Annotated in this window: 41 protein-coding genes; 1 reads left to right on the forward strand and 40 read right to left on the reverse strand. The window is 39.0% G+C overall.

Annotated elements, in window-relative coordinates; translation table 11 throughout:
* From G396_RS0103035 to G396_RS0103225, 40 genes are all read right to left on the reverse strand, one after another.
* Positions 1–804, reverse strand: coding sequence for an energy-coupling factor transporter transmembrane component T family protein (locus tag G396_RS0103035; protein ID WP_028125019.1), 804 nt, complete (start codon positions 802–804; stop codon positions 1–3).
* Positions 794–1,690, reverse strand: a complete 897-nt coding sequence (locus G396_RS0103040) for an energy-coupling factor ABC transporter ATP-binding protein (RefSeq protein WP_028125020.1) — start codon at positions 1,688–1,690, stop codon at positions 794–796. Before G396_RS0103040 ends, G396_RS0103035 begins: the two co-directional genes overlap by 11 nt.
* A complete protein-coding gene (locus G396_RS0103045; RefSeq protein WP_028125021.1) occupies positions 1,660–2,499 on the reverse strand; it encodes an energy-coupling factor ABC transporter ATP-binding protein in 840 nt (279 codons plus the stop codon). Before G396_RS0103045 ends, G396_RS0103040 begins: the two co-directional genes overlap by 31 nt.
* Positions 2,500–2,726: 227 nt before the next feature.
* Positions 2,727–3,107 carry a 50S ribosomal protein L17 gene (gene rplQ, locus G396_RS0103050; protein ID WP_006417726.1) on the reverse strand — a complete coding sequence of 127 codons (381 nt, stop codon included), beginning with the start codon at positions 3,105–3,107 and terminating at the stop codon, positions 2,727–2,729.
* 27 nt (positions 3,108–3,134) lie between these two features.
* Positions 3,135–4,079, reverse strand: a complete 945-nt coding sequence (locus G396_RS0103055) for a DNA-directed RNA polymerase subunit alpha (RefSeq protein ID WP_006417945.1) — start codon at positions 4,077–4,079, stop codon at positions 3,135–3,137.
* Positions 4,080–4,155: 76 nt separating this feature from the next.
* Positions 4,156–4,548 (reverse strand): 30S ribosomal protein S11, encoded by a 393-nt coding sequence (gene rpsK / locus G396_RS0103060; protein WP_006417891.1) that lies wholly within the window; start codon positions 4,546–4,548, stop codon positions 4,156–4,158.
* Between the two features lie 25 nt (positions 4,549–4,573).
* Entirely contained in the window at positions 4,574–4,936 is a 363-nt protein-coding gene (gene rpsM / locus G396_RS0103065) for a 30S ribosomal protein S13 (RefSeq protein ID WP_006417765.1), read from the reverse strand.
* Positions 4,937–4,960: 24 nt separating this feature from the next.
* On the reverse strand, positions 4,961–5,074 hold the full coding sequence (gene rpmJ, locus G396_RS0103070; RefSeq protein ID WP_028125022.1) for a 50S ribosomal protein L36: 114 nt from the start codon (positions 5,072–5,074) through the stop codon (positions 4,961–4,963).
* 27 nt (positions 5,075–5,101) lie between these two features.
* Positions 5,102–5,320 (reverse strand): translation initiation factor IF-1, encoded by a 219-nt coding sequence (gene infA, locus G396_RS0103075; protein WP_028125023.1) that lies wholly within the window; start codon positions 5,318–5,320, stop codon positions 5,102–5,104.
* Positions 5,321–5,371: 51 nt separating this feature from the next.
* Complete coding sequence (locus G396_RS0103080; protein WP_006417753.1) at positions 5,372–6,022, reverse strand: adenylate kinase; 651 nt, start codon at positions 6,020–6,022, stop codon at positions 5,372–5,374.
* Between the two features lie 31 nt (positions 6,023–6,053).
* Positions 6,054–7,346 (reverse strand): preprotein translocase subunit SecY, encoded by a 1,293-nt coding sequence (gene secY / locus G396_RS0103085; protein ID WP_006417890.1) that lies wholly within the window; start codon positions 7,344–7,346, stop codon positions 6,054–6,056.
* Positions 7,346–7,786, reverse strand: a complete 441-nt coding sequence (gene rplO / locus G396_RS0103090) for a 50S ribosomal protein L15 (RefSeq protein ID WP_006417778.1) — start codon at positions 7,784–7,786, stop codon at positions 7,346–7,348. Before rplO ends, secY begins: the two co-directional genes overlap by 1 nt.
* 36 nt (positions 7,787–7,822) lie before the next feature.
* Positions 7,823–8,002, reverse strand: coding sequence for a 50S ribosomal protein L30 (gene rpmD / locus G396_RS0103095; RefSeq protein WP_006417893.1), 180 nt, complete (start codon positions 8,000–8,002; stop codon positions 7,823–7,825).
* Between the two features lie 13 nt (positions 8,003–8,015).
* Positions 8,016–8,519, reverse strand: a complete 504-nt coding sequence (gene rpsE, locus G396_RS0103100; RefSeq protein WP_006417829.1) for a 30S ribosomal protein S5 — start codon at positions 8,517–8,519, stop codon at positions 8,016–8,018.
* Positions 8,520–8,539: 20 nt separating this feature from the next.
* Positions 8,540–8,896, reverse strand: coding sequence for a 50S ribosomal protein L18 (gene rplR / locus G396_RS0103105; RefSeq protein WP_006417767.1), 357 nt, complete (start codon positions 8,894–8,896; stop codon positions 8,540–8,542).
* 51 nt (positions 8,897–8,947) lie between these two features.
* Complete coding sequence (gene rplF, locus G396_RS0103110; protein ID WP_006417856.1) at positions 8,948–9,484, reverse strand: 50S ribosomal protein L6; 537 nt, start codon at positions 9,482–9,484, stop codon at positions 8,948–8,950.
* Positions 9,485–9,523: 39 nt separating this feature from the next.
* Positions 9,524–9,922 (reverse strand): 30S ribosomal protein S8, encoded by a 399-nt coding sequence (gene rpsH / locus G396_RS0103115; protein ID WP_006417843.1) that lies wholly within the window; start codon positions 9,920–9,922, stop codon positions 9,524–9,526.
* Between the two features lie 40 nt (positions 9,923–9,962).
* The gene (locus G396_RS0103120) at positions 9,963–10,148 is read right to left on the reverse strand and encodes a type Z 30S ribosomal protein S14 (RefSeq protein ID WP_006417841.1); all 186 of its coding nucleotides are present in this window, start codon (positions 10,146–10,148) and stop codon (positions 9,963–9,965) included.
* Between the two features lie 17 nt (positions 10,149–10,165).
* Positions 10,166–10,708, reverse strand: coding sequence for a 50S ribosomal protein L5 (gene rplE, locus G396_RS0103125; RefSeq protein ID WP_006417942.1), 543 nt, complete (start codon positions 10,706–10,708; stop codon positions 10,166–10,168).
* 23 nt (positions 10,709–10,731) lie between these two features.
* Positions 10,732–11,037 carry a 50S ribosomal protein L24 gene (gene rplX, locus G396_RS0103130; RefSeq protein ID WP_006417804.1) on the reverse strand — a complete coding sequence of 102 codons (306 nt, stop codon included), beginning with the start codon at positions 11,035–11,037 and terminating at the stop codon, positions 10,732–10,734.
* 24 nt (positions 11,038–11,061) lie between these two features.
* Positions 11,062–11,430 (reverse strand): 50S ribosomal protein L14, encoded by a 369-nt coding sequence (gene rplN, locus G396_RS0103135; RefSeq protein WP_006417952.1) that lies wholly within the window; start codon positions 11,428–11,430, stop codon positions 11,062–11,064.
* A 33-nt stretch (positions 11,431–11,463) separates the two neighbouring features.
* Positions 11,464–11,730: a 30S ribosomal protein S17 gene (gene rpsQ, locus G396_RS0103140; RefSeq protein WP_006417886.1), complete on the reverse strand. Its 267-nt coding sequence runs from the start codon at positions 11,728–11,730 to the stop codon at positions 11,464–11,466.
* 22 nt (positions 11,731–11,752) lie between these two features.
* A complete protein-coding gene (gene rpmC / locus G396_RS0103145; protein WP_006417722.1) occupies positions 11,753–11,950 on the reverse strand; it encodes a 50S ribosomal protein L29 in 198 nt (65 codons plus the stop codon).
* Positions 11,940–12,374, reverse strand: a complete 435-nt coding sequence (gene rplP / locus G396_RS0103150) for a 50S ribosomal protein L16 (protein WP_006417839.1) — start codon at positions 12,372–12,374, stop codon at positions 11,940–11,942. Before rplP ends, rpmC begins: the two co-directional genes overlap by 11 nt.
* A gap of 2 nt (positions 12,375–12,376) precedes the next feature.
* Complete coding sequence (rpsC, locus tag G396_RS0103155) at positions 12,377–13,036, reverse strand: 30S ribosomal protein S3 (protein ID WP_006417733.1); 660 nt, start codon at positions 13,034–13,036, stop codon at positions 12,377–12,379.
* A gap of 1 nt (position 13,037) precedes the next feature.
* A complete protein-coding gene (gene rplV / locus G396_RS0103160; protein ID WP_006417800.1) occupies positions 13,038–13,394 on the reverse strand; it encodes a 50S ribosomal protein L22 in 357 nt (118 codons plus the stop codon).
* A 17-nt stretch (positions 13,395–13,411) separates the two neighbouring features.
* Positions 13,412–13,693: a 30S ribosomal protein S19 gene (rpsS, locus tag G396_RS0103165; protein ID WP_006417757.1), complete on the reverse strand. Its 282-nt coding sequence runs from the start codon at positions 13,691–13,693 to the stop codon at positions 13,412–13,414.
* A gap of 34 nt (positions 13,694–13,727) precedes the next feature.
* Positions 13,728–14,558 (reverse strand): 50S ribosomal protein L2, encoded by an 831-nt coding sequence (gene rplB / locus G396_RS0103170; RefSeq protein WP_006417737.1) that lies wholly within the window; start codon positions 14,556–14,558, stop codon positions 13,728–13,730.
* A 35-nt stretch (positions 14,559–14,593) separates the two neighbouring features.
* Complete coding sequence (locus tag G396_RS0103175) at positions 14,594–14,896, reverse strand: 50S ribosomal protein L23 (protein WP_006417850.1); 303 nt, start codon at positions 14,894–14,896, stop codon at positions 14,594–14,596.
* Entirely contained in the window at positions 14,896–15,513 is a 618-nt protein-coding gene (gene rplD, locus G396_RS0103180; RefSeq protein WP_006417792.1) for a 50S ribosomal protein L4, read from the reverse strand. Before rplD ends, G396_RS0103175 begins: the two co-directional genes overlap by 1 nt.
* A 22-nt stretch (positions 15,514–15,535) precedes the next feature.
* Positions 15,536–16,168 (reverse strand): 50S ribosomal protein L3, encoded by a 633-nt coding sequence (gene rplC, locus G396_RS0103185; RefSeq protein WP_006417943.1) that lies wholly within the window; start codon positions 16,166–16,168, stop codon positions 15,536–15,538.
* 25 nt (positions 16,169–16,193) lie between these two features.
* Positions 16,194–16,502: a 30S ribosomal protein S10 gene (gene rpsJ / locus G396_RS0103190; RefSeq protein ID WP_006417872.1), complete on the reverse strand. Its 309-nt coding sequence runs from the start codon at positions 16,500–16,502 to the stop codon at positions 16,194–16,196.
* 546 nt (positions 16,503–17,048) lie between these two features.
* Entirely contained in the window at positions 17,049–17,582 is a 534-nt protein-coding gene (locus G396_RS0103195) for a QueT transporter family protein (protein WP_006417760.1), read from the reverse strand.
* 297 nt (positions 17,583–17,879) lie between these two features.
* On the reverse strand, positions 17,880–19,109 hold the full coding sequence (locus tag G396_RS0103200; RefSeq protein ID WP_028125024.1) for a mechanosensitive ion channel: 1,230 nt from the start codon (positions 19,107–19,109) through the stop codon (positions 17,880–17,882).
* Between the two features lie 121 nt (positions 19,110–19,230).
* Entirely contained in the window at positions 19,231–19,512 is a 282-nt protein-coding gene (locus G396_RS11585) for a hypothetical protein (protein WP_162139958.1), read from the reverse strand.
* A 132-nt stretch (positions 19,513–19,644) separates the two neighbouring features.
* On the reverse strand, positions 19,645–20,832 hold the full coding sequence (tuf, locus tag G396_RS0103205; RefSeq protein ID WP_006417826.1) for an elongation factor Tu: 1,188 nt from the start codon (positions 20,830–20,832) through the stop codon (positions 19,645–19,647).
* A 121-nt stretch (positions 20,833–20,953) separates the two neighbouring features.
* Positions 20,954–23,035, reverse strand: a complete 2,082-nt coding sequence (gene fusA / locus G396_RS0103210; protein ID WP_028125025.1) for an elongation factor G — start codon at positions 23,033–23,035, stop codon at positions 20,954–20,956.
* A gap of 78 nt (positions 23,036–23,113) precedes the next feature.
* A complete protein-coding gene (gene rpsG, locus G396_RS0103215; protein ID WP_006417761.1) occupies positions 23,114–23,584 on the reverse strand; it encodes a 30S ribosomal protein S7 in 471 nt (156 codons plus the stop codon).
* Between the two features lie 53 nt (positions 23,585–23,637).
* A complete protein-coding gene (gene rpsL, locus G396_RS0103220; RefSeq protein WP_006417819.1) occupies positions 23,638–24,051 on the reverse strand; it encodes a 30S ribosomal protein S12 in 414 nt (137 codons plus the stop codon).
* A 229-nt stretch (positions 24,052–24,280) separates the two neighbouring features.
* Positions 24,281–24,568 carry a GNAT family N-acetyltransferase gene (locus G396_RS0103225; RefSeq protein WP_006417771.1) on the reverse strand — a complete coding sequence of 96 codons (288 nt, stop codon included), beginning with the start codon at positions 24,566–24,568 and terminating at the stop codon, positions 24,281–24,283.
* 93 nt (positions 24,569–24,661) lie between these two features.
* On the opposite strand from G396_RS0103225, the gene G396_RS0103230 reads away from it, so the two are divergent.
* A complete protein-coding gene (locus G396_RS0103230; protein ID WP_006417785.1) occupies positions 24,662–25,363 on the forward strand; it encodes a GTP pyrophosphokinase in 702 nt (233 codons plus the stop codon).
* Positions 25,364–25,469 lie beyond the last annotated feature (106 nt).

Consider the following 25,469-nt stretch of genomic DNA (forward strand, 5'->3'; position numbering starts at 1 on the left):
CTACCCCAAGAAGCGGAGGCCAATAAGGACCGCCGTAATTAGAATAAGGGCCAAAACAGCTAATGCATCAATTCGCTCATAGGATAGTTGCCGGTACTTGGTCCGTCCCTCACCGCCCCGATAACCCCGCGCTTCCATGGCATTGGCCATTTCTTCCGCCCGGTTAAAGGCTGAGACAAAAAGCGGAATCAGGATTGGAATAATGGCTTTAATCCGGTCCATAAAGGAACCTTCATTGAACTCAACGCCCCGTGACCGTTGGGCATTCATAATTTTTTGAGCTTCATCCATTAAAGTTGGAACATACCGTAAAGCAATCGATAACATTAAAGCAATCTCATGGGAAGGAAAACCAAACTTAGCTAAGGGTCTCAGTAAATGTTCAATCCCATCCGTTAATTCTAAGGGGGCTGTGGTTAGGGTAAGAATGGTTGAGAATATAATAATCAAAACTAAACGGAGAAAGATAAAGATTCCCGAAACAATCCCTGCAGAAGTAATGGCTAGGGGTCCTAAATGGAAATAAACCGTCCCACCTGTAGAAAATAAGATTTGAAAGGCAACCGTAAAGAGAATCAACCAAATCATAGGTTTGATCCCATTTAAGAAAAAGCTGATTGAAATCTTGGATAGAAGCACTAAAGTTAGAGCGACTAGAACTAAGAATAGGTAACCCATCCAGTTATTAGCCAAAAAGACTAAGAAAATAAAATAGAATGTAGCCAATAATTTAGTTCGGGGGTCAAGTCGGTGGATTAAAGAGTCGCCTTTAATATAACGACCTAATAAGAGTTTATCTAGCATGGTGACCTCCTTGAACTTGGGCCGCTTTCATAGCCACCAATTGGTCTGCCAGGTCAGCAACGGATAAGACAGTGGTTATACTACGATCAAGCGTCGGGTTGGCCTTAACAATATCTTCTAAAAACCCTGTGGCTCTTGGTAAATCTAACTGCTTGGCTTCCAACCATTGACTGTCGGCAAAAATTTCTTGCGGACTGCCTTTTTTAACTACTGTACCGCCTTCCATCACAACCACATAGTCGGCATAATCAGCCACATCATCCATTTGGTGGGTGACCATAACCAGGGTAATCCCATCTTGGCGGTGTAAGTTCATAAACATTTCCATCATGTTTTTATGACCTAAAGGGTCCAATCCAGCAGTCGGTTCATCTAAAACCAAAACTTCTGGTTCTAAGGCTAAGACCCCCGCAATTGCCACCCGCCGCATTTGTCCTCCGGATAAGTCAAAGGGTGACCGCTCATAAAGATATTCTGGGAGCCCGACTAAGGCTAATTTCTCACGGGCAATCCGTTCAGCTTCTTCTTCCGACACCTTAAAGTTCAAAGGTCCAAACATAACGTCTTTTAAAACCGTTTCTTCAAATAGTTGTGACTCAGGAAACTGAAAGACCACACCCACCTTCTTACGAAGTGGTTTCAAAGATCCATGTTCCGAATCCTTGGTCACCGTAAAATTATCTAACTCAATCGTGCCTTCTGTTGGCCGTAAGAGCATATTTAAATGTTGAATCAAGGTAGACTTACCTGAGCCAGTATGGCCAATAATGGCGGTTACCCTGCCCACAGGGATGGTGACATCCACATCATGCATGGCCCGGAATTCAAAAGGTGTGCCCGCACTATAGGTATGGCCTACTTGTTTAAATATGATTGGTTGATCCATGCTAGTAAAGCCTCCTCATCCATATAGTGATCGGGTACGTCTACCCCATGCGCCTTCAAGGCTGAAATCAATTTCTGAGCAAAAGGTAAGTCCAAGCCCATTTCAATGAGTTGGTCGCCCAAGGCAAAAACCTCAGCTGGCTGAGCTTGCATGGTAAAATGACCGTCTTTTAAAATAAAAATCCGGTCAGCGCGCGAAGCTTCATTAATATCATGGGTAATTGAAATGACAGTTAAGTCATGGTCTTCCTTAATTTGGTCCACGATCGAAATAATTTCTTGTCGGCCCTTAGGGTCCAACATAGCCGTGGCTTCATCAAGTATAATGACTTGCGGACGAAGGGCAATCACAGATGCAACCGCCACTCTTTGCTTTTGTCCACCAGATAAGCGTGCCGGCTCCTTATCTATAAATTCAGACATCCGGACTAACTCTAGAGCTTCCTTAACCCGGTCCACCATTTCCTCCCGTGGCACACCCCGGTTTTCCATACCAAAAGCCACGTCGTCTTCTACCGTAGAACCCACAAATTGATTATCAGGATTTTGGAAAACCATGCCGACGGCTTGACGAATATCCCAAACAGTCTCGGCATTTAATTCTTTACCGTCAACGATAATCTGACCAGAGTCGGGAACCAAAAGGCCATTTATCATCTTAGCTAAGGTTGATTTACCTGAGCCATTGGGACCAATAATGGCAATCCATTCGCCTTTTTTTATTTCTAATGAAACATCTTTAAGTACCTGGCTTTCACTCATCGGATAGTGAAAATTCAAGTCTTTTATTTCAATAATATTCTCAGACATTATTTCCTCCTGTTATTTTCCTTCATAGCTAAGGCCAAAACCGAAGTTATGATTTTAGCTATAAAAAAAAACACTTACGATGATAGCACAGGGTTAGCAAGAATTACCTTGCTAACCAAACATTATTGAATCTATTATATCAATAAGCGTGCTACAGAGCTAGACTAATAGAAATTAATCATAACACTCTCCATCATAAAGTGATTTCTACTCATTAATGAAATCAACTATACTAATTCGATAATTGCCATAGGGGCAGCGTCACCACGTCTTGGTGATGTTTTAAGAATACGAGTATAACCACCATTACGGTCAGCATAACGTGGTCCATAAACATCAAACAAACGGTGTAATACGCGTTCAACCACTACTTGGTCATCTTCGATGCGGGCATCAGCAATTTCATTGCGTAAGAAAGCAGCTGCTTGACGACGGCTTGCTAAGTCACCTTTTTTAGCTAAAGTAATCATTTTTTCAACTGATTTACGTACTTCTTTAGCACGGGTTTCAGTAGTAACAATACGTTCATTGATGATCACATCTGTCGTTAAGTCGCGTAACATCGCTTTACGTTGCGCACTTTTTCTACCTAATTTACGGTATCCCATGTGTCAATCCTCCTTCTTAAAAATATCCTAATCTTCGTCTCTTAAGCCAAGGCCTAAGTCGTTTAATTTATTTTTTACTTCAGTTAATGATTTACGGCCCAAGTTTCGAACCTTCATCATTTCAGCCTCTGTCTTATTCGTTAATTCTTGAATTGTATTAATACCAGCCCGTTTCAAGCAGTTATAAGACCGTACGGATAAGTCTAACTCTTCAATGGTCATGACTAATACTTTTTCTTTTTCAGTTTCTTCTTTTTCGACCATGATTTCTACATCTCTAGCTTCTTCATTAAGATCTACAAATACATTTAGATATTCGATCAAGATTTTAGCTGCTAAACTTAACGATTTTTCAGGGCTGATTGATCCATCTGTCCAAATATCAAGGGTTAATTTGTCACAAATATTTTGTTGACCAATCCGAGTATTCTCAACTTGGTAATTAACTTTCTTGACAGGTGTATAGATGGAGTCAATTGGCAATACGCCAATCGTTGTATCATCTGATTTATTAAAATCACTACGAACATAACCGCGTCCTGTGGATGCATTTAATAACATCTTGATTTCAGCACCTTCAGCAAGGGTACAGATTTCAAGTTCAGGATTTAAGATTTGAACGTCATTATCATGAATAATATCAGCAGCTGTCACGATTTTAGGACCTACTGCATTTAATTCTAAGACCTTGTCTTCTTCAGTATATAACTTCAAAGCTAGGTTCTTAATATTTAAGATAATAGTAGGTACATCTTCAACAACACCGTCAATGGTTGCAAATTCATGGACAACACCATCAATTTGAATGCTTGTTACGGCTGCTCCTGGTAATGAAGATAATAAAATACGACGTAATGAGTTTCCAAGGGTTGTTCCGTATCCACGTTCAAGTGGTTCAATAACGATCTTACCGTATTTTTCATCGTCACTCACTTGAATAGTAGTAATTTCTGGTTTTTCAATTTCGATCATGGTGATAATTTTCCCCTTTCAAAACGTTTGTTTCAATGATAAGAGTGCGTTCAAATTAATGAAGTGATAATTATCATTAGACACGGCGACGTTTTGGAGGACGACAACCGTTATGTGGGATTGGTGTTACGTCACGGATGGCAGTAACATCTAAACCAGTAGCTTGTAATGAACGGATAGCAGATTCACGACCTGAACCTGGTCCTTTAACAGCTACTTCTACAGATTTCATTCCATGTTCCATTGCGCCTTTGGCAGCAACTTCAGATGCCATTTGAGCAGCGTATGGAGTAGATTTACGTGAACCACGGAAACCTAATGAACCAGCGGAAGACCAAGAAATAGCATTTCCGTTTTCATCTGTGATCATAACAATTGTATTGTTAAAGGTTGAACGAATATGTGCAATTCCTTTTTCTACATTTTTCTTGACACGACGGCGTCTACGCGCATTTTGTCTTTTAGCCATTTGTGAATACCTCCTTTATTAATTATTATTTTTTGCCTGCAAGTGATTTTTTAGGTCCCTTACGAGTACGGGCATTGTTCTTTGTGTTTTGTCCACGAACTGGTAAACCACGACGATGGCGTAAGCCACGGTATGATCCGATTTCTTGAAGACGTTTAATGTCCATCCGGATATCACGGCGTAAGTCACCTTCAACCTTGATACCATCAATGATTTGACGGATACGGTCTAATTCTTCGTTAGTGAGGTCTTTGACACGAGTGTCTTCGCTCACGTTTGCTTCTGCTAAAATATTTTGAGCGGTTTTTTTACCAATACCAAAAATATATGTTAATGAGATAACAACACGTTTGTCACGTGGGATATCGACACCAGCAATACGAGCCATAAATCTATTTCCCTCCTTTATATATTATCCTTGACGTTGTTTATGTTTAGGATTTTCGCAAATCACCATAATTTTACCGTTACGACGGATAACTTTACATTTTTCACACATTGGTTTTACAGATGCTCTAACTTTCATTTTATTCCCTCCTCATTCAACTTAGGATTATTTGAAACGATACGTAATACGACCTTTAGTTAAATCATAAGGAGACATTTCGACTGTAACTTTATCTCCTGGTAATATACGAATATAATTCATACGGATTTTACCTGAAACATGAGCTAAAATCTCATGACCATTTTCTAATTTAACTTGGAACATCGCATTGGGTAAGGTTTCAAGAACTGTACCTTCAACTTCAATCATATCATCTTTAGCCATATGGGTTACCTCCTCAATAATACCAGTATAGATAAGTTATCTAGTGACTGTTTACTCACCTAATATGTCACGAATATGTCTGTAAACGACTTCGATGTCTTCTTGACCATTGACTTCATGTAAGATACCTTCTTGGCGGTAGTGGTCTAAAATTGGGCTAATTGAATCCATTTGTAATTGAATCCGGTGACTAACCTTTTCAGGTTTGTCATCTTCCCGTTGATAGAAATCACTGGCACCACAATTATCGCAAACACCATCTACTTTAGGTGGGTTGTATAATTTATGATAGGTTGCTCCACATGAGCGACAAATAATACGGCCACTCAAGCGTTCTTTTAAGACTTCTGGATCGACCTTGATATAAATCACGGCATCCAAGCTTGAGTTAATATCTTTAAGATTAGCTTCAAGGGCTTGGGCTTGATTTAAGGTTCTTGGATAACCATCAAGCATAAAGCCATTGGCTTTAACATCACTTTGTGCTAAACGTTCTTTTACCAAATTATTGGTAATTTCATCAGGGACTAAATTACCTGCATCAGTAAAGGCTTGAGCTTGTTTTCCTAATTCAGTTTGATTCTTAATTGCTTCCCGGAAAATATCACCGGTAGCGATATGAATCATATCGTAATCACGGGAAATCATTTCGCTTTGTGTTCCTTTACCTGCACCTGGTAGACCCATTAATAGAATATTCATTCTCATCCATCCTTATCTCATTGACTTCGTTCTATTGATATAAGAATCCTTTATAACGACGTGTGGTAACCCGACCTTCAATTTGCTTAGCTGTTTCAATCCCAACCCCAACAACGATTAACAAACTTGTACCTGACAAGGATAAATTCATTGGAATTTTATAGAAGAAACCAATCACAATTGGAAGAACCGCAATAATGGTTAAGTATAAAGATCCTACGCCACTTAATCGGTTAATTAAGCTAGTAATGTAGTTTTCAGTATCTTTACCAGGGCGTACACTTGGAATATAACCACTTTGTTTTTGCAGATTTTCTGCCACTTTTTCTGGATTTACTTGCACTAATGAATAGAAGTAAGTAAAGGCAATTAAGAGAATGGTATAGAAAATTGCACCATAGGGATGTTGTAAATTAAAGACTTTCATAAAGAATTTAAGAACCGGTCCTGCCTTCTCAGTATTCATAAATGAGAAAATCATTTGCGGCGTTGTAATGAAAGATGACGCAAAGATAACAGGAATTACACCAGCTGAGTTAATTTTTAGTGGGAGATGGGCAGTTGTATTGGTACCAGACACCTTTTTAGCATGGTGGATGGGTAACCGTCTTTGCCCGCGTTCCATGATGACAACTACAACAATTGAAATAAAAATTGCTAAAACAATTAATGCTAAAACAATTAAATTCTGTTGTAACTTATCACCTGCACCGACAATGCTTGATTCATAGTAAGAGTAAAAGTCCTTCGGTACTTGTGCCACAATCCCCGCAAAGATTATCATGGACACACCATTACCAACCCCATGACGGGTAATCATTTCCCCTAACCAGACCAATAACATTGATCCAGCCGTTAAAATGATTGCGATGGTCACATAGGTTGCTGTTGAAGGATTTTTAACTAAGCCTAAACCTGACAATTGGTTGAAACCAAAGGATAAGCCAAGGGCTTGGGCAAAACCTAAAACTATTGCTGTATAGGTTGTTGCTTGGTTTAATTTGCGTCGGCCAACCTCACCTTGCTTAGCCCACTCAGTAAACTTAGGTACTAAGTCCATTTGTAAAAGTTGGATTACAATCGAACTAGTGATATAAGGGGAAACCCCTAAAGCAAATAAAGAATATTTCTTTAAGGCTCCACCACCAAAGGTATTAAGTAAAGCGAGTACCCCAGTATTGGATAATTCAGAAATAGCTGAAGCATCCACACCAGGAACTGGGATATGAGATCCTAGACGGAAGATTGCAAAAATAAACAAAGTATAGAGTAGTCGTTTGCGGACGTCCTTACTGGATAAAGCATTTTTAATGAAGGTAAACATTAAATCACCTCTATTGATCCACCAGCGGCTGTAATAGCTTCTTCAGCAGTTTTTGAAAACTTAGCAGCTTGAACAGTTAACTTTTTAGTTAATTCGCCATTACCTAAGATTTTCACACCTGATAATTCTTTTTTAACGATTCCTTCTTCAACTAATAATGCAGGTGTAACGGTAGTTCCATCTTCAAATTTGTTTAAAGATTCTACATTTACAATAGCATAGTCTTTACGGTTAATGTTATTGAAACCACGTTTTGGTAAACGGCGGAATAATTGAGTTTGTCCACCTTCAAAACCTAAACGTACATTTCCACCAGAACGTTGTTTTTGTCCTTTTTGACCGCGTCCAGCAGTTTTACCATTACCAGACCCTTGGCCACGTCCAACACGGTTACGTTCTTTACGAGAACCTTCAGCAGGTTGTAAAGTATGAAGTTTCATGTTTGTTGGCACCTCCTTGTATATTCAGTATATAATTTATGCTTCCTTAACTTCAACTAAATGGCTGATTGATTTTAACATATTGCGAACTTGTTCGCTGTCTGCTTTAACAACCACACGATTTGGCCGAGTTAAGCCTAAAGATTTTGCAGTATCTACTTGGTTTTTAGGACGACCAAATAAGCTTTTAGTTAATTTAATTTCTAAATTTGCCATCTTAGGGTCCTCCTTAGCCTAAAATTTCTTCAACTGATTTGCCACGTAATTTGGCAACAGCTTCTGCTTCTTTTAAGTTTTTCAAACCTTCGATTGTTGCTGTGATCATGTTAATTGGGGTGTTAGAGCCCAATGATTTACTAGTAACATCAGCGATACCAGCTAATTCGACAACGGCACGAACAGGTCCACCTGCAGCAACTCCAGAACCGGCAACAGCTGGTTTTAATAACACACGGCCGCCACAGAATTCTCCAATCACTTCATGAGGGATTGTGGTACCGGTACGAGGTACGGCAATTAAGTGTTTCTTAGCATCTTCGATGGCTTTACGGATTGCTTCTGGTACTTCTTGTGCTTTACCAGTTCCGAAACCAACGTGACCATCTTTATCGCCAACTACAACAAGTGCAGAGAAGCGTAAACGACGACCACCCTTAACAACTTTAGTGACACGGTTAATCGCTACTACGCGATCTTCGATCTCACCTAAAGAATTTGGATTGATATAGTCCATTAATTGGTTTCCTCCTTCTATTAAAATTCTAGTCCATTTTCACGGGCTGCTTCAGCTAAAGCTTTCACACGACCATGATAAATGTAACCACCGCGGTCAAACACAACTTTTTTATGACCTGCAGCAACAGCACGTTCTGCAACTAATTTACCCACTTCAGTGGCTTGTTCAGTTTTAGTTCCGGCTTTAAAGTCTTTTTCATTACTAGAGGCACTAACTAGCGTCACACCCGCTACGTCATCAATTAATTGAGCGTAGATGTTTGTATTTGAACGAAATACATTTAAGCGTGGGCACTCAGCAGTACCAGAGATTTTATTTCTTACACGTTGATGTCTTTTTTGACGAGTCTTGTTTTTATCTGGTTTAGTAATCATTTTGTCACCTCTTTAAGTTTTTTTAAGCAAAACAGAATAAGTAGTCGAGAACTATTTACCTGTTTTACCTTCTTTACGACGAACATATTCATCCACGTAACGAATACCTTTACCTTTATATGGTTCTGGTGGACGTACTTCACGGATTTGGGCAGCTACTTGGCCAACATGTTCTTTTGAAATACCAGAAACGGTAATTTCTGTATTTGAAGGGACTTCAAATTCGATATCGCCTTCTGCTTCAAATTCAACTGGGTGAGAAAGGCCTACGTTTAGGACTAATTTCTTACCTTGCAATTGAGCACGATATCCAACCCCAATTAATTGAAGTTGTTTCTTGAAGCCATTTGTTACGCCATCAATCATATTTGATACTAATGAACGAGTAGTACCGTGTAATGAACGGTTTAACTTGTTGTCATCAGGTCGTGTAAATGAAATTTGGCTTTCTTCGATATTTAAGTCAATGTTTGGGTGTAACTCGCGGGTTAATTCCCCTTTAGGGCCTTTGACTGTGATTGCGTGGCCATCTAAATTTACGGTTACGCCTGCTGGAATTTCTACTGGGTTTTTACCAATACGACTCACAGATCGCACCTCCTTGTAATTTATCTAATAATTAGTGGCTTACCATACGTAAGCAATCACTTCGCCGCCAATACCTGCTTGACGAGCTTTTTTATCAGTCATAACGCCATTTGATGTAGTAATGATGGCAATTCCTAAACCATTTAATACTTTAGGAAGTTGTTCAGCATTCACATAGTGACGTAAACCTGGTTTTGAAATACGTTTGATACCTGAGATAACTTTTTCATCATTTTTACCATATTTTAAGGTTAAGGTAATTACGTTTTGTTTGTTATCTTCTGCGACTTCAAATTTTTTGATGAATCCTTCTTCTTTTAAGATTTCTGCAATCGCTAGTTTAGCTTTTGAAGAAGGTGCAGAAACGGTTGCATGTCCTTGTGCATTAGCATTACGGATACGAGTTAGGAAATCTGCAATTGGATCTGTCATAACCATAGGTGTTTTACCTCCTTATTTCTTCTTAATTTCGAGTATTTTACCAGCTTGCTTTTTTAACGCCAGGAATTTGGCCTTTATAAGCTAGTTCACGGAAGCAAACACGGCATAGTCTAAATTTACGATAAACTGAATGTGGACGGCCACAACGTTCGCAACGAGTATATTCTTGAACTGGGAATTTTGCTTTACGTTGATTCTTTTCGATCATTGATTTCTTAGCCAATTATATTCGCCTCCTTCTTATTTTCTAAATGGCATGCCTAATTCTTTTAATAAGGCATATGATTCTTCATCTGAGTTAGCAGTAGTTACGATAACAATATCCATACCACGTACTTTATCAACATTATCAATGTTAACTTCAGGGAAGATTAATTGTTCTCTAACACCTAAAGTGTAGTTTCCACGACCATCAAAGGCTTTGTTTGAGACACCTTGGAAGTCACGAACCCGTGGTAATGATACTGAAATTAGTTTGTCTAAAAATTCATACATTTTTTGACCACGTAAGGTAACTTTAGCACCAATTGGCATTCCTTCACGTAAGCGGAATCCTGCGATTGATTTCTTCGCTTTAGTAATCACTGGTTTTTGACCAGAAATTAAAGTTAATTCGTCAACGGCTTTGTCTAAGTTCTTAGCATTAGATGTAGCATCGCCGACACCCATGTTAATGACGATTTTTTCGATTTTAGGAACTTGCATCACTGATGTATAGTTGAATTGTTCGACTAATTTAGGTGTTACTTCGTTGTTAAATTTTGTTTTTAAACGGCTTTCCATGTGGATAAATCCTCCTTCCCTGATTATTTAATAACTTCGTTAGATTTAGTTGACACACGCACTTTTTTGCCATCTTCAACACGGTAAGTTACCCGAGTAACTTCACCGGTCTTAGGATCAACAAGTTGTACATTTGAGGCATGAAGCGGAGCTTCAACTTCAACGATACCACCGGTTGATAATTGCGTAGGTTTTTGGTGTTTTTTGACAATGTTAATGCCTTCAACCACAACTTTATCTTCTTTAGGTAAGGTTTTTAGGACTGTGCCTTCTTTGCCTTTATCTTTACCAGCAATAACTTTTACTTTGTCGCCAGATTTAATACGCATTATGTATCCTCCTTCGTTATTTGATTACAGAACTTCTGGAGCTAATGAGACGATCCGCATATAGTTATTGTCACGTAGTTCACGGGCTACAGGTCCGAAAATACGAGTTCCACGAGGGGTTTTATCATCACGGATAATGACACATGCATTTTCATCAAATTTGATGTATGAACCATCTTTACGACGAGCACCTGATTTTGTTCTAACGATAACTGCTTTTACGACATCGCCTTTTTTGACAACTCCACCTGGTGTTGCTTGTTTAACCGTTGCAACAATCACATCACCAATGTTAGCGGTCTTACGTCCTGAACCTCCAAGTACTTTAATAGTTAATACTTCACGGGCACCTGAGTTGTCAGCAACTTTTAATCGACTTTCTGATTGAATCACTTGGTTATCCTCCTTCCGAGTAGACTAGATTGATTAGATAATAACTGCTTCTTCTACAATCTCAACTAAACGGAAGCGTTTCGTTTTAGATAATGGACGAGTTTCCATAATACGAACGATATCGCCTTCTTTGGCTTGATTGTTTTCATCATGGGCAGTATATTTCTTAGAATATTTCATTTGTTTGCCTAATTTTGGATGTTTTTTCCGAGTTTCAACGACAACAGTGATTGTTTTGTCATTTTTTGCGGATAAGACACGTCCTTGATAGACCTTACGTTGATTACGTTCTTCACTCATTACTTATAATGCCTCCTTTGCCTTATTTGCCAGACAATTCTTGCTCGCGCATTACAGTTTTAATACGTGCAATTGATTTGCGAACTTGTTTGAGTTGAGCAGTGTTTTCTAATTGTCCTGTTGCTAATTGGAATCGAAGGTTAAATAATTCTTTTTTAAATTCTTTTTCTTTGGCTACCATTTCTTCAGTAGTCAATTCTCTAATTTCTTTAATTTGCATTCGATTCACCACCATATTCTTCACGTTTTACAAATTTAGTCTTGACAGGTAATTTGTGTGACGCTAAGCGGAATGCTTCACGTGCCACTTCTTCAGGCACACCATCAATTTCAAACATGATTTTGCCACGTTTTACTGGTGCAACCCATCCTTCAGGAGCCCCTTTACCAGAACCCATCCGGACACCGATTGGTTTAGATGTATATGATTTATGAGGGAAAATCTTAATCCATACTTTCCCACCACGTTTCATATAACGGGTCATCGCGATACGGGCAGCTTCAATTTGACGGTTGGTGATCCATTTAGATTCGACGGCACGAAGACCATATGAACCAAAATCAACATTCTTACCACCTTTAGCTTCTCCGTTCATTTGACCACGGAATTCACGACGGTGTTTTACACGTTTTGGTACTAACATGCTTATTTCCCTCCTTTGCCAGAGTTTTCTTGACCTGGTAAGATTTCACCACGGCAAATCCAAACTTTAACGCCGATTTTACCATAAGTAGTGTCTGCTTCTTCCCAAGCGTAGTCAATATCTGAACGTAGAGTATGTAATGGAACGGTACCTTCACTATAGTGTTCAGTACGAGCCATATCTGCTCCGTTCAAACGACCTGATACTTGTGTTTTGATTCCTTGTGCGCCAGCGCGCATTACACGTTGGATGGCTTGTTTTTGTGCACGACGGAAAGCAACACGGTTTTCTAATTGTTGTGCAATATCTAAAGCAACTAACTTAGCGTCTAAGCTAGGTTCTTTGATTTCAACGATATTAATATGAACTTTCTTACCTGTTAATTTGCTTAAGTCGTTACGTAAAGTATCAACTTCAGCTCCACCTTTACCGATAACCATACCTGGTTTAGCAGTGTGGATTGATACGATAACTCGGTTAGCAGCGCGTTCAATTTGAATTTGAGAAACTGAGGCATCTGTTAGTTTACCGTATACATAGTTACGAATACGTAAATCTTCATGTAAGAAATCGGCATAGTTCTTGTTGTTAGCGAACCATTTAGCATCCCAGTCACGGATAATGCCGACACGCATTCCTATTGGATGTACTTTTTGACCCATATTATGCCTCCTCTTTTTCTGATACTACCACTGTAATGTGGCTGGTACGTTTATTGATTGCAGAAGCAGAACCTTTTGCCCGTGGACGGTACCGTTTTAGAGTTGGTCCTTCGTTGACATAAGCTTCGCTTACATACAAGTTTTCTAAATCTAAATCATAATTGTGTTCAGCGTTTGCGATAGCTGACATCAATACTTTTTCAACGACTGGAGAGCCAGCTTTTGGTGTGAATTTCAAAATTGCGATTGCTTCACCAACGCTTTTCCCTCTGATTAAGTCTACTACCAAACGCACTTTACGAGGGGCAATACGAACTGTTTTAGCCGTTGCTGTTGCAGAAGTAATTTGTTCTGACATGTGTTTCCCCTCCTTTATTAGCGTTTAGCGGTCTTTTTATCGTCCGCTGCGTGACCTTTATAGGTCCGTGTTGGAACGAATTCGCCTAATTTATGTCCGACCATATCTTCTTGGATATATACTGGCACATGTTTACGGCCATCATAAACTGCAATGGTTAAACCAATGAAGTTAGGGAAGATGGTTGAACGGCGAGACCAAGTTTTAATAACTGATTTCTTAGGACTATCTGCTTGAGCTTCTACTTTTTTCATGAGATGGCCATCGACAAAAGGCCCTTTCTTTAAACTACGACTCAAAAGTGTAGCCTCCCTTCATATTATGTACTACGGTCTATTTTTTACGACCACGAATGATTAACTTGCTAGATTTCTTACGTGGGTTACGTGTTTTAGTACCCATTGTTTTCTTGCCCCATGGTGACATTGGACTTGGACGACCAATTGGAGCGCGTCCTTCACCACCACCGTGTGGGTGATCGTTAGGGTTCATTACAGAACCACGGACAGTTGGACGAACAGATAACCATCTTGTCCGACCAGCTTTACCTAAGTTAATCAATTCATGTTGTTCGTTACCAACAGTTCCAATGGTTGCACGACAAGTTGAAAGAATCATACGAACTTCACCTGAAGCTAAACGAACTAAGGTATATTTACCTTCTTGCCCTAATACTTGGGCACTTGCTCCAGCAGAACGAACTAATTGTCCACCTTTACCAGGTTTTAATTCGATGTTGTGGATAAATGTACCGACCGGAATGTTAACCAATGGTAAGGCGTTACCGATTTGGATATCGGCGTTTTCACCAGATTCAATTTTTTGACCTACTTTAATGCCTTTAGGGGCAATAATATAAGCTTTCACACCGTCTTCATAATGAACTAATGCAATATTTGCAGAGCGGTTTGGATCATATTCAACTGTTGCGATGGTTCCGATGACACCATCTTTGTTACGTTTGAAGTCAATCACACGGTAAGCACGTTTATGACCGCCACCGTGATGACGAACTGTGATTTTACCTTGACTATTACGGCCAGCATTTTGTTTTTTTGATTCTAGTAATGTTTTTTCAGGTTTGTTCGTTGTAATTTCTGAGAAATCATAACCAGTCATGTTACGACGACCGTTTGTAGTTGGTTTATAATGTTTAATCGCCACGCGTTTTCCCTCCTACTTTAAAGATTGTTTAAGAATTATTCTTCTTCAGCGCCTTCACCGAATAATTCGATGTCTGCGGATTCAGCTGTTAATGTTACAATTGCTTTTTTGTAACGACGGGTGAAACCTACGTAACGACCCATACGTTTCTTTTTAGCACGAACATTGACAGTATTTACTTGAGCAACTTTTACGCCTTCAAACATTGCTTCAACAGCTTGTTTGATAAGGTTTTTATTAGCACGACGATCAACTTCAAAAGTATATTTCTTGTCATCGATTGCTAACATTGATTGTTCAGTGATTACTGGACGTAAGATAACTTCTGAAAATTCCATTATGCTAATGCCTCCTCTACTGTTGCTAATGCTGCTTGAGTAATTAAGACCTTATCATAATTTACAACATCTAAGACATTGACATTACCTTGGTCGATTACTTTCACATTTGGAATATTACGAGCAGCTCTGAAGACTGCTTCATTGTTATCTTCTAAGACAAGTAATACTTTGCGGTTCAAATCTAAGTTAGATAAGATTGCTTTGAATTCTTTAGTCTTAGTAGCTTCTAATTGGTCAACTACAACAAATTCGTTATCAATCACTTTTTGTGATAAGGCTGAACGAATTGCTAAGCGACGCATCTTTTTAGGTAATTTATAACTGTATGAACGAGGTGTTGGGCCGAATACTGTTCCGCCACCAACCCATTGTGGTGATCTGATTGAGCCTTGACGGGCACGACCTGTACCTTTTTGTCTCCAAGGTTTACGTCCTCCGCCGCGTACAGCAGAACGGTTTTTCACTGCGTGAGTACCTTGACGTTGAGAAGCTCTTTGCATGATAACTGCATCAACAACTACGCTTTGGTTTGGTTCAATCCCGAAGATTGCATCATTTAATTCAATTTCTCCTGCATTGCTGCCATCTTGTTTAAATAATGTTACTTTTGCCATTCTCTCGTTCCTCCTCTCTTAATTAATTGCTTTTAACTGCAGTTCTGATTTCTACTAAAGATTTTTTAGGTCCTGGGACGTTTCCTTTAATCAAGATTAAGTTGTCTTCAGCTACAACTGCTACAACTTCAAGATTTTGGATTGTTACTTGTTCGCCACCGGTTTGACCTGGTAGGTTTTTGCCTTTGAATACTTTAGAAGCATCTGACGCCATACCCATTGAACCAGGACGACGGTGGTAACGAGAACCGTGAGCCATAGGTCCACGAGATTGTCCGTGGCGCTTGATGGCACCTTGGAATCCTTTACCTTTAGATGTACCCGTTACATCAATGATGTCACCGGCTTCGAAAGTTTCTACTGTGATTTCTTGTCCTACTTCAAATGATCCTAGCTCAACATTACGAAACTCGCGAATGAAGCGCTTAGGAGTAGCATTTGCTTTTGCTACATGACCTTTATGTGGTTTTGTGGCTAACACTTCGCGTTTGTCTTGGTAACCTAATTGAACTGCTTCGTAACCATCGTTTTCAAGTGATTTAACTTGTAAAACAACGTTTGGAGTAGCTTCAACAACTGTTACAGGGATTAATTCTCCATTTTCAGTGAAGTATTGAGTCATACCGACTTTTTTTCCTAAGATTCCTTTGGTCATGAGTACACCTCCATTTTTTTAATTTTTATAATTTAATTTCTACGTCAACGCCACTTGGTAAATCTAATTTCATCAAAGCATCTACTGTTTTAGCAGTTGGATCAATGATATCGATTAAACGTTTGTGGGTACGCATTTCGAATTGTTCACGTGAATCTTTGTATTTATGTGGTGAACGGATAACTGTATAGACTGAACGTTCTGTTGGTAACGGAATTGGTCCAGCTGTTTTAGCTCCAGTTCTTTGCGCAGATTCTACGATTTTATTCGCTGATACATCCAAAGCACGATGTTCATATGCTTTCAAACGAATCCGAATTTTTTGTTTTGCCATGTGTTTTCCTCCTTCGTCATTCATCTTATTATGACTTGCTCCACAAGAATTACCGTCACATCCGTTCAATGGCAACTCAACCGGGTGTGTCGCAACCTCTCGTTTCAACGCTTCCCCTCACTCATTTCTGGGGGGTATGCACTAATTTAGGGCATAGCAATCCCTTTTTTAAGGCACAAAGAGTATTATAGCGAACAAATCCGCCATATGCAAGGCTTTTCCCTCACTTTATTAAAGTTTTTCTATGAAAACCTTTTATTTTTATTTTCTTGGTTTTGACCCTCAATTACATGCTTAAATTTTTCTTCTATACTTACATTTAATAAAGTTCGTGTTTGATTAGACTATAAAAAAGAGAGCAGGTAAGAAGTAGAAAATCTGTGGTTTTCTACTTCTTGCCCGCCCAGCGCACTCTTGACTAGGATGGAACAAGTCGCATTGCGACGCCGTTTCCATCCAGTCAACTCCTCCGTGACATCATTCTTATTTTAATATAAACTAGCGGAGCTGGGCATGTTTGCCTAGCCCCTTGTTTCATTTATGAAATTAACGTGTGAAATCAATCCGTTTAGATAGAGGGTACATGAAGATAGCCCCTAAAGCTAAAGAACCTAATTCAATCACAACTTGTGAGATATAAAGCGGCCAGAAGGCATCGCCTGATCCTAGCATGATAATCATTAAAGTGATGGTAAACATCGATAATGAGAAAACAATTGCTAAAATCGCATATTTCACTAACATCGGATCGCCTTTAAAACCTGCTTTTTGAGCCCAAGTCGCAGCTTTTTCCGCTAAGTATTTACCAATAAATAGGAAGACTAAGGATGACAGTGACCCAATCACCATATCCCAAATACCATAAGCAAAGTAGTTAACGATAAAAACACCCACCGTAATGGCGTAAATATGCCGTTTATTGTAGAGGGCCAAGAAGTTTAGTCCTTCTGAAATCCGAAAACCTGGTCCAAAAGCCAGTGGGGCTAAGAGAAAGGTTAAGACGACATAGAGGGCTGAAACAACCGCCATAAGGGTCATATCGTGGGCTTTAGAGTTTACAGACTGTCCTTGATGATTCATTTTTATCCGCTCCTTTGTAGGTCAGTTTCCTGCCTAGTAGTCTACTATGGCCAAAGGACAAAGAGTGGTACTCCACTGAAGTGCCATAGCTATCTTAATTAAGACTTATCAATCTTACCGAAATAGAGCTGAAGTTTCAAGCCTTTTTAGCCAAAAATCACTCATCCTACCGGCTAATTATACTTGACCGACTAGCGAAACTAAAAAAACTGGTCAAAAAAATGAGCCTGGTCAACTATTTAACATAGCCAACCAAGCCCATATAATTATTTGATTTAATTCCTTGACAATTTATGCCTATAACAGAGAATGATCTTCTTTCTTTTCTTCCTCTTCCATGGCTTTAGACGCTTTTTCTAATTGCTTAGCCGCAAAGTCACGGCCACCTAAACCAAAGGCCAGCGCAATTGCAATGCCCACAGAACCGAGGACAATCATAAAGGCTGTATTAACAATCGTTTGAGCAATTTGTAATTGTTCTAGAATCATAAAGGCACCCACAATAATAATTGAATAGCGAACAAATTCGCCAGCTAGATTATTACCAGTGGCCTTAGCCACGAAATTAGCAAAGATATTACCACCTATAAGAGCAATACCTAAAATAATTAAGGCAGATAGGACTAAAGGTAAGTAGGCAATAATACTTTCACCAATCGTATTTAAGACTTCAAGCTTAAGCACATTGATTGCTTCTACAATAAAGAAGAGGACAATTACGCCACGGAGAATTCCTGCTGTTAAGCCAGAAATTGAAACATCTGATTCTTGCGAGTTAAAGTTGAGATACTTAGAATATTTATTAATCCCAGTGGTTGCTAACAAGTTTTCAACCAGGTCCCCGACCAACTTAGCAATAAAACCACCAATAATTAATAGGACAGCTGCTGTAATAATATTAGGAATAGCTGCTAAAATAGAATTGAGCATGCTAATAATTGGGACAGAAATCGATTGGATACCCAAGGTCTCCAAGGCTACAGTAAGAATTGGGACAAACAATAAAATGTAAATAATCGTAGCAACTACTTCGGCGACTTGTTGGTCATCTACATCCATTTGACCAGTTTGGCCAGTCATCTTGGCATACCACTTATCAATATTTAAACCGGATAGTAAATTTTTGATTAAGCGACGAACGAACTTACAGAAAAATGCACCCACCACTAAAATTAAGATGGCCAAGACAATATTAGGAATATAGTTGAAGAACTTATTAAACATATTAACAATCGGATCCATCACTCCACCCACATTTAAACCGTTTAAAATGGCTGGTAAGAAGAATAAGATTACTAGAAAATAAACAATGGAGCCAATAGTGTCTAGGAATGTTTTACCTTCCTCATCGTTTTTAGCAATTCCCCATTTTTCTAAGCGATCAGAAAATCCAATCTTCTCTAGACCTTTAATAATTAAACTCTTTAAAGCCCAAGCAATAATTAAGGCTAAGATAAGCATTAACAAAGCCCCTAAAACCCCTGGAGCAGCTGACATAATAGAATCAAAAAACTTTTGATAATTCATTAAAGCATCCTCCTATCTTTTATTATAATTCCACAAATAATTGTAACATATTTGTTATAATTACTAAAATGATAACTGTTTACCTCTCATTTTAAACTATTTACCGGAATATACTAACTACTTACGTTTCGTACATATCGTTGTAATAACAAAGCAAGAGATACATCACAAAACCTCCCCCGTCTAGTAGATAAAAAACATGACTTTTAAGACTATTGAGATAAATTAAGATTAATATGACTACTGTCGCGGAAATTAAGCGTTTAAGCCAGCGACCTGGTAGTTCTTGGTAATATAGATAGGATAAACGGAGTAAAAAGATAAGGGGTGAAAAGACAACCATCATTAGCAATAAAACTTTGGGGTGCTTCCCCAGTAAATACTGCCAACGTTGATTCACCATTTCTTCGTCTAGACCTAAATACTGCTTAAGCTGACTATAGCCTAAAAAGCTCGTTGCGCACCCAAGGCAAGGGTTTTTATAGAATTTGAGCACAAAAAAACACCCCGAAGGGTGTTTTGATTAATCAACTAATTATGCAAGGATTGTAGTTACAGTACCTGCACCTACAGTACGTCCACCTTCACGAATTGAGAAACGAGTTCCTTCTTCGATAGCGATTGGGTGAATTAATTCAACTTCCATAGTTACGTTATCACCAGGCATTACCATTTCAGTACCTTCTGGTAATTCTACAACACCAGTTACGTCAGTTGTACGGAAGTAGAATTGAGGACGGTAGTTAGAGAAGAATGGAGTATGACGTCCACCTTCTTCTTTTGATAATACATAAACTTCAGCTTTGAATTTAGTATGTGGAGTAATAGATCCAGGAGCTGCTAATACTTGACCACGTTCGATATCTTCACGAGTAACACCACGTAATAAAGCACCAATGTTATCCCCTGCTTCAGCAAAGTCTAACATCTTACGGAACATTTCAACACCAGTTACAGTAGTTTTCTTAGTTTCATCGTGGATACCAACGATTTCAACTTCGTCACCAACTTTAACTTGACCACGTTCAACACGGCCAGTTGCAACAGTACCACGACCAGTGATTGAGAACACGTCTTCGACTGGCATCATGAATGGTTTGTCAGTTTCACGTTGTGGTTCTGGAATATATTCATCAACTGCAGCCATTAATTCCATGATTTTTTCTTCTTGAGCTTCGTCACCTTCTAAGGCTTTCAAAGCAGAACCAGCGATTACAGGGATATCATCTCCTGGGTAATCGTATTCAGATAGTAAATCACGAACTTCTAATTCAACTAATTCTAGTAATTCTTCGTCGTCCACTTGGTCAACTTTGTTTAAGAATACTACGAAGTAAGGAACACCTACTTGACGTGATAACAAGATATGTTCACGAGTTTGAGGCATTGGACCATCAGCAGCAGATACTACTAAGATAGCGCCGTCCATTTGAGCAGCACCAGTGATCATGTTTTTAACGTAGTCCGCGTGTCCTGGAGCGTCGATATGAGCGTAGTGACGGTTTTCAGTTTCATACTCGATATGAGAAGTATTGATTGTGATTCCACGTTCTTTTTCTTCTGGTGCGTTATCGATTGAAGCATAATCTTTAGCTTCACCAAAACCGTGTTTTGCTAATACAGTTGCGATCGCAGCTGATAAAGTTGTTTTACCGTGGTCAACGTGGCCTAATGTACCAATGTTAACATGGGGTTTCGTACGTTCGTATTTTTCTTTTGACATTCTTATTCCTCCTAATAATTGGATAATAGATTCAATAAACACCTATCAAAGTTAATTATAGCGTGTCTTGTTAGGGATTTCAACAATATAATCCCTAACAAATCAGCTAGTTTCTAACAAATTAATTGCCAGAATGTTTTTTGATAATTTCTTCTTGGATAGATTTAGGAACTGCTTCATAGTGGTCAAATTGCATAGAGAAAGTACCACGTCCTTGAGTAGAAGAACGTAAGGTAGTTGCATATCCAAACATTTCTGATAATGGAATGAAACCTTTCACGATTTGCGCATTACCACGCATAGTTGTTCCTTCAACACGTCCACGACGAGAGTTTACGTGTCCCATTACATCCCCTAAATATTCTTCAGGAACTGTAATTTCTACCGCCATCATAGGTTCCAAGATGGTTGGTTGAGCTTTCTTAGCAGCTTCACGTAAGGCTAATGAAGCAGCTACCTTGAAGGCCGTTTCAGATGAATCGACATCATGGTAAGAACCATCATATAATTTAGCTTTAACGTCTACTAATGGGTAACCAGCTAAGACACCATTTTCCATAGCATCTTTAAGTCCGGCTTCAACTGCTGGGATATATTCACGTGGTACCACACCACCGACGATTGCGTTTTCGAATTCGAAACCGCCACCTTCTTCGTTAGGTGTGAATTCAACCCAAACGTGACCATATTGACCTTTACCACCTGATTGACGAACGAATTTACCTTCAGCTTGACAAGCTTGACGGAAGGTTTCACGATAAGATACTTGTGGCGCACCTACAGTGGCATTTACCTTGAATTCACGTTTCAAACGGTCAACAATGATATCCAAGTGAAGTTCACCCATACCGGCAATAATTGTTTGACCTGTTTCATGGTCAGTGGTTGCACGGAAGGTTGGATCTTCTTCAGCAAGTTTTGCTAAAGCTTGGGACATTTTATCTTGGTCAGCTTTTGAATCTGGTTCAATTGCTACGTTGATAACTGGTTCAGGGAATTCCATTGATTCTAGAATAACTGGTGTGTCTTCAGCACATAAAGTATCACCGGTACCGGTATCTTTCAAGCCAACAGCTGCGGCAATATCACCAGAAAATACTTCTGGGATTTCTTGACGGTGGTTGGCATGCATTTGAAGAATACGGCCGACACGTTCACGTTTGTCTTTACTTGCGTTTAAGACATATGATCCTGCTTCAAGTGTACCTGAATACACACGGAAGAAGGTCAAACGACCTACGAATGGGTCAGTCATAACTTTGAAGGCTAAAGCCGCAAAAGCTTCTGAATCATCCGCATGGTGAGCCACTTCTTCTTCTGTTCCTGGAACAGTACCAATAATTGGTGGTACGTCAGTTGGAGCAGGTAAGTAATCAATGACACCATCAAGCATTAATTGAACCCCTTTATTCTTGAAGGCTGATCCACAGAATACTGGGTAGAATTCAACAGATAGGGTAGCTTTACGGATAGCTTGTTTTAGACGGTCAACAGAAATTTCTTCACCGTCAAGGTACATCATCATTAATTCTTCATCATAATCAGCCACTGCTTCGATTAATGAGTCATGTAATTCTTCAGCTTTATCTTTTAAGTCAGCAGGAATTTCAATCTTATCAATTTGAGTTCCTAAATCATCAGCATAGTTCCATGCTTCCATGGTTACTAAGTCGATAATACCAGTAAAGTTATCTTCAGCACCAATTGGTAATTGAACCGCATGGGCATTTGCTTGAAGACGATCATGGATAGAATCAACTGCATCTAAGAAGTTTGCGCCTAATTTATCCATCTTATTAACAAATACCACACGTGGTACATGATAAGTGGTAGCTTGACGCCAAACAGTTTCAGTTTGAGGTTCTACACCTGATTGCGCATCCAAAACAGTGACAGCACCATCGAGCACACGTAATGAACGTTCTACTTCAACCGTGAAGTCCACGTGCCCTGGGGTGTCGATAATGTTTACGCGATACCCTTTCCATTGTGCAGTTGTTGCTGCAGAAGTGATGGTAATTCCACGTTCTTGTTCTTGTTCCATCCAGTCCATTTGGGAAGCACCCTCATGAGTTTCCCCAATTTTGTGGATTCGACCGGTATAATACAAGATACGCTCAGTGGTCGTTGTTTTACCAGCATCAATATGAGCCATGATACCGATATTACGAGTGTTTTCAAGAGAAAATTCTCTTTTTGCCATCGGTTTTTACCCCTCTTTCATTTTTTGAGATTTCATTTACATCGTTTCTAGAGTGACAATACCATAGTTTGAAATAGATTACCAACGGTAATGTGCGAAAGCTTTGTTAGCTTCTGCCATTCTATGCATATCTTCACGTTGTTTCACTGATGCACCAGTATTATTAGCAGCATCCATTACTTCACGGGCAAATCTTAATTCCATAGATTTTTCACCACGTAAACGTGAATAGTTAACTAACCAACGTAATGCAAGTGTGACACGACGATCTGGACGAACCTCAACTGGGACTTGGTAGTTAGATCCCCCAACACGGCGGGCTTTAACTTCAAGTAATGGCATAATGTTTTCAATTGCTTGTTCGAAGACTTCTAATGGTTCATTCCCAGTTTCTTCACGGATAATGTCGAAAGCTGAGTATAAAATTTTAGAAGCTTTTCCACGTTTACCGTCTAACATAATACGGTTAATTGTACGAGTTACTAATTGTGAATTATAAATTGGATCTGGCAAAACTTCACGTTTTGGCGCTCTTCCTTTACGAGACATTCACTTTCCTCCCTTCATTTGTAAGTTAATCGAGTATATATTTATTTTTTGGCTTAGCCTTTAGGACGTTTTGCACCGTATTTAGAACGACTTTGTTTACGATCGTTAACACCTGAAGTATCTAAAGCACCACGTACGATATGGTAACGTACCCCTGGTAAGTCTTTTACACGTCCACCACGAATAAGAACAACACTATGTTCTTGTAAGTTGTGGCCTTCACCTGGGATATAAGCAGTTACTTCCATCAAGTTTGATAAACGAACACGGGCATACTTACGTAAAGCAGAGTTCGGTTTCTTAGGTGTCATGGTTCCCACACGAGTACATACACCACGTTTTTGAGGTGACATAGTAGTGATTTGAGAACGTTTGAAACTGTTGTAACCAACGTTTAATGCTGGTGAATTTGATTTAGAAGTTTTGCTCTTACGAGGCTTTCTGATCAATTGATTAATTGTAGGCATTTATAGGTCCTCCTCTCCTAATTCCTAGTCCACACATCCAAGTGTGTCATATGTGATAAAAAGTTAGGCAACCCCAAGGGATTGCTAGCATCAGGTGGTTTTAAAGCAGTCAGCACGACTGGTTATCAGGAATCTGACATTAAAACACCTTAAATAATTTAACACTAATAAAGACTGGGGTCAAGGAAAATATAAAAAAAGAAGCCTAAATATAGCTTCTTTTCTTAACTTATTTTGCATCGACATTTATATGGTTGTATTTTTCAGGTTCTTCCTCAAATTTACGTACCACATATGGGCAAGTCGCTTTAATCTTCTTACCTTCTTTATCCATTTCTTCCACCAAGCGGTCTAGCAATTGACCTGCAGCACCTTGGCCACGGAGTTCCGGTGAAACAAAAGTATGGTTAGCATCCACTACGTTTGCATCTGCAGTTACCGGAAAAGTAATTTCTGCAATCTTTTCCCCTGCTTCATTATATGAACGAATTGCTTGACCTTCACGAACTAATTCCATAATATTCCCTCCTTTTTCATGATTTTATTATATAATGGTTACTGCAACCTGCCAAGAAATTGGCTTGGTATCGTAATGTCAAAGGAGATGCTTATGTTATTAAGTCGTAAAAATACCTTAAATATTCAAAGTCTAAGAAAACAACTCGCTTCACTCACCCCTTCTGAAAATTATCAAGAAACAGAAGCCTTAATCGAGGAATTGTCGGACTATGTCCGACTCTATCAAGTTTATGAAGCTGCCCTAAACGAAGTCGCTACTAAATTAGAAAATCTCGATAATGAATTTCAAGTAAATTATAACCATAACCCGATCCACCATATTGAATCTCGTCTTAAAAGCTTTGAAAGTCTAGTTAATAAAGCACGTCGTTTTCAAGTTAAATTAAGTATCCCTAATTTAAAACGGGAAATTCTTGATATTGCGGGGATTCGAGTGATTACAAATTATGTCGAGGATATTTATCAATTAGAAAAACTCCTCCTACAACAACATGATATCTCCCTGTTGAAACGCAAGGATTATATTAAAAGCCCCAAAGCCTCTGGTTATCGTAGTTTACATATCGTTGTTTCTGTTCCCGTCTTCCTTTCAACCGGTGTCAATTATATGCCAGTTGAAATTCAAATCCGTACCATTTCCATGGATATGTGGGCTAGTTTGGAACATAAACTACGATATAAAAATGATGGCAATGAGAAAGTGGCCCAGTATGAGGATGAGTTACAAACTATCTCTGAGCGATTGTTCGCGATAGACCAAGAAATGCAGACCATCTACCACGCAATTTCTTAACTTTTTATTTTTAAATTTAACTAGGCAAATAGCCAAGCCCTTTTATGATAGGGCTTGGCTATTTGTATTTTCAAAACCTAATTTATATGACAAATGTATTTTGTGA

Source organism: Eremococcus coleocola DSM 15696 (assembly GCF_000428865.1).
GTDB lineage: Bacteria > Bacillota > Bacilli > Lactobacillales > Aerococcaceae > Eremococcus > Eremococcus coleocola.

Bases quoted from the DNA above. Each gene is read 5' to 3' on its own strand.
- G396_RS0103035 (WP_028125019.1), bottom strand. From the start codon at position 804: ATGCTAGATAAACTCTTATTAGGTCGTTATATTAAAGGCGACTCTTTA.
- G396_RS0103040 (WP_028125020.1), bottom strand. From the start codon at position 1,690: ATGGATCAACCAATCATATTTAAACAAGTAGGCCATACCTATAGTGCG.
- G396_RS0103045 (WP_028125021.1), bottom strand. From the start codon at position 2,499: ATGTCTGAGAATATTATTGAAATAAAAGACTTGAATTTTCACTATCCG.
- rplQ (WP_006417726.1), bottom strand. From the start codon at position 3,107: ATGGGATACCGTAAATTAGGTAGAAAAAGTGCGCAACGTAAAGCGATG.
- G396_RS0103055 (WP_006417945.1), bottom strand. From the start codon at position 4,079: ATGATCGAAATTGAAAAACCAGAAATTACTACTATTCAAGTGAGTGAC.
- rpsK (WP_006417891.1), bottom strand. From the start codon at position 4,548: ATGGCTAAAAGACAAAATGCGCGTAGACGCCGTCGTGTCAAGAAAAAT.
- rpsM (WP_006417765.1), bottom strand. From the start codon at position 4,936: ATGGCTCGTATTGCTGGTGTCGATATCCCACGTGACAAACGTGTTGTT.
- rpmJ (WP_028125022.1), bottom strand. From the start codon at position 5,074: ATGAAAGTTAGAGCATCTGTAAAACCAATGTGTGAAAAATGTAAAGTT.
- infA (WP_028125023.1), bottom strand. From the start codon at position 5,320: ATGGCTAAAGATGATATGATTGAAGTTGAAGGTACAGTTCTTGAAACC.
- G396_RS0103080 (WP_006417753.1), bottom strand. From the start codon at position 6,022: ATGAATATTCTATTAATGGGTCTACCAGGTGCAGGTAAAGGAACACAA.
- secY (WP_006417890.1), bottom strand. From the start codon at position 7,346: ATGTTTACCTTCATTAAAAATGCTTTATCCAGTAAGGACGTCCGCAAA.
- rplO (WP_006417778.1), bottom strand. From the start codon at position 7,786: ATGAAACTTCATACTTTACAACCTGCTGAAGGTTCTCGTAAAGAACGT.
- rpmD (WP_006417893.1), bottom strand. From the start codon at position 8,002: ATGGCAAATTTAGAAATTAAATTAACTAAAAGCTTATTTGGTCGTCCT.
- rpsE (WP_006417829.1), bottom strand. From the start codon at position 8,519: ATGGACTATATCAATCCAAATTCTTTAGGTGAGATCGAAGATCGCGTA.
- rplR (WP_006417767.1), bottom strand. From the start codon at position 8,896: ATGATTACTAAACCAGATAAAAACAAGACTCGTCAAAAAAGACATCAA.
- rpsH (WP_006417843.1), bottom strand. From the start codon at position 9,922: ATGGTTATGACAGATCCAATTGCAGATTTCCTAACTCGTATCCGTAAT.
- rplE (WP_006417942.1), bottom strand. From the start codon at position 10,708: ATGGAAAGCCGTTTAAAAACAAAATTTAACAACGAAGTAACACCTAAA.
- rplX (WP_006417804.1), bottom strand. From the start codon at position 11,037: ATGCGTATTAAATCTGGCGACAAAGTAAAAGTTATTGCTGGTAAAGAT.
- rpsQ (WP_006417886.1), bottom strand. From the start codon at position 11,730: ATGAGTGAAGAACGTAATCAACGTAAGGTCTATCAAGGACGTGTCTTA.
- rpmC (WP_006417722.1), bottom strand. From the start codon at position 11,950: ATGCAAATTAAAGAAATTAGAGAATTGACTACTGAAGAAATGGTAGCC.
- rplP (WP_006417839.1), bottom strand. From the start codon at position 12,374: ATGTTAGTACCAAAACGTGTAAAACACCGTCGTGAATTCCGTGGTCAA.
- rpsC (WP_006417733.1), bottom strand. From the start codon at position 13,036: ATGGGTCAAAAAGTACATCCAATAGGAATGCGTGTCGGCATTATCCGT.
- rplV (WP_006417800.1), bottom strand. From the start codon at position 13,394: ATGTCAGAACAAATTACTTCTGCAACAGCAACGGCTAAAACAGTTCGT.
- G396_RS0103175 (WP_006417850.1), bottom strand. From the start codon at position 14,896: ATGGAATTTTCAGAAGTTATCTTACGTCCAGTAATCACTGAACAATCA.
- rplD (WP_006417792.1), bottom strand. From the start codon at position 15,513: ATGGCAAAAGTAACATTATTTAAACAAGATGGCAGCAATGCAGGAGAA.
- rplC (WP_006417943.1), bottom strand. From the start codon at position 16,168: ATGACCAAAGGAATCTTAGGAAAAAAAGTCGGTATGACTCAATACTTC.
- rpsJ (WP_006417872.1), bottom strand. From the start codon at position 16,502: ATGGCAAAACAAAAAATTCGGATTCGTTTGAAAGCATATGAACATCGT.
- G396_RS0103195 (WP_006417760.1), bottom strand. From the start codon at position 17,582: ATGAATCATCAAGGACAGTCTGTAAACTCTAAAGCCCACGATATGACC.
- G396_RS0103200 (WP_028125024.1), bottom strand. From the start codon at position 19,109: ATGAATTATCAAAAGTTTTTTGATTCTATTATGTCAGCTGCTCCAGGG.
- G396_RS11585 (WP_162139958.1), bottom strand. From the start codon at position 19,512: ATGGTGAATCAACGTTGGCAGTATTTACTGGGGAAGCACCCCAAAGTT.
- tuf (WP_006417826.1), bottom strand. From the start codon at position 20,832: ATGTCAAAAGAAAAATACGAACGTACGAAACCCCATGTTAACATTGGT.
- fusA (WP_028125025.1), bottom strand. From the start codon at position 23,035: ATGGCAAAAAGAGAATTTTCTCTTGAAAACACTCGTAATATCGGTATC.
- rpsG (WP_006417761.1), bottom strand. From the start codon at position 23,584: ATGTCTCGTAAAGGAAGAGCGCCAAAACGTGAAGTTTTGCCAGATCCA.
- rpsL (WP_006417819.1), bottom strand. From the start codon at position 24,051: ATGCCTACAATTAATCAATTGATCAGAAAGCCTCGTAAGAGCAAAACT.
- G396_RS0103225 (WP_006417771.1), bottom strand. From the start codon at position 24,568: ATGGAATTAGTTCGTGAAGGTCAAGCAATTCGTTCATATAATGAAGCA.
- G396_RS0103230 (WP_006417785.1), top strand. From the start codon at position 24,662: ATGTTATTAAGTCGTAAAAATACCTTAAATATTCAAAGTCTAAGAAAA.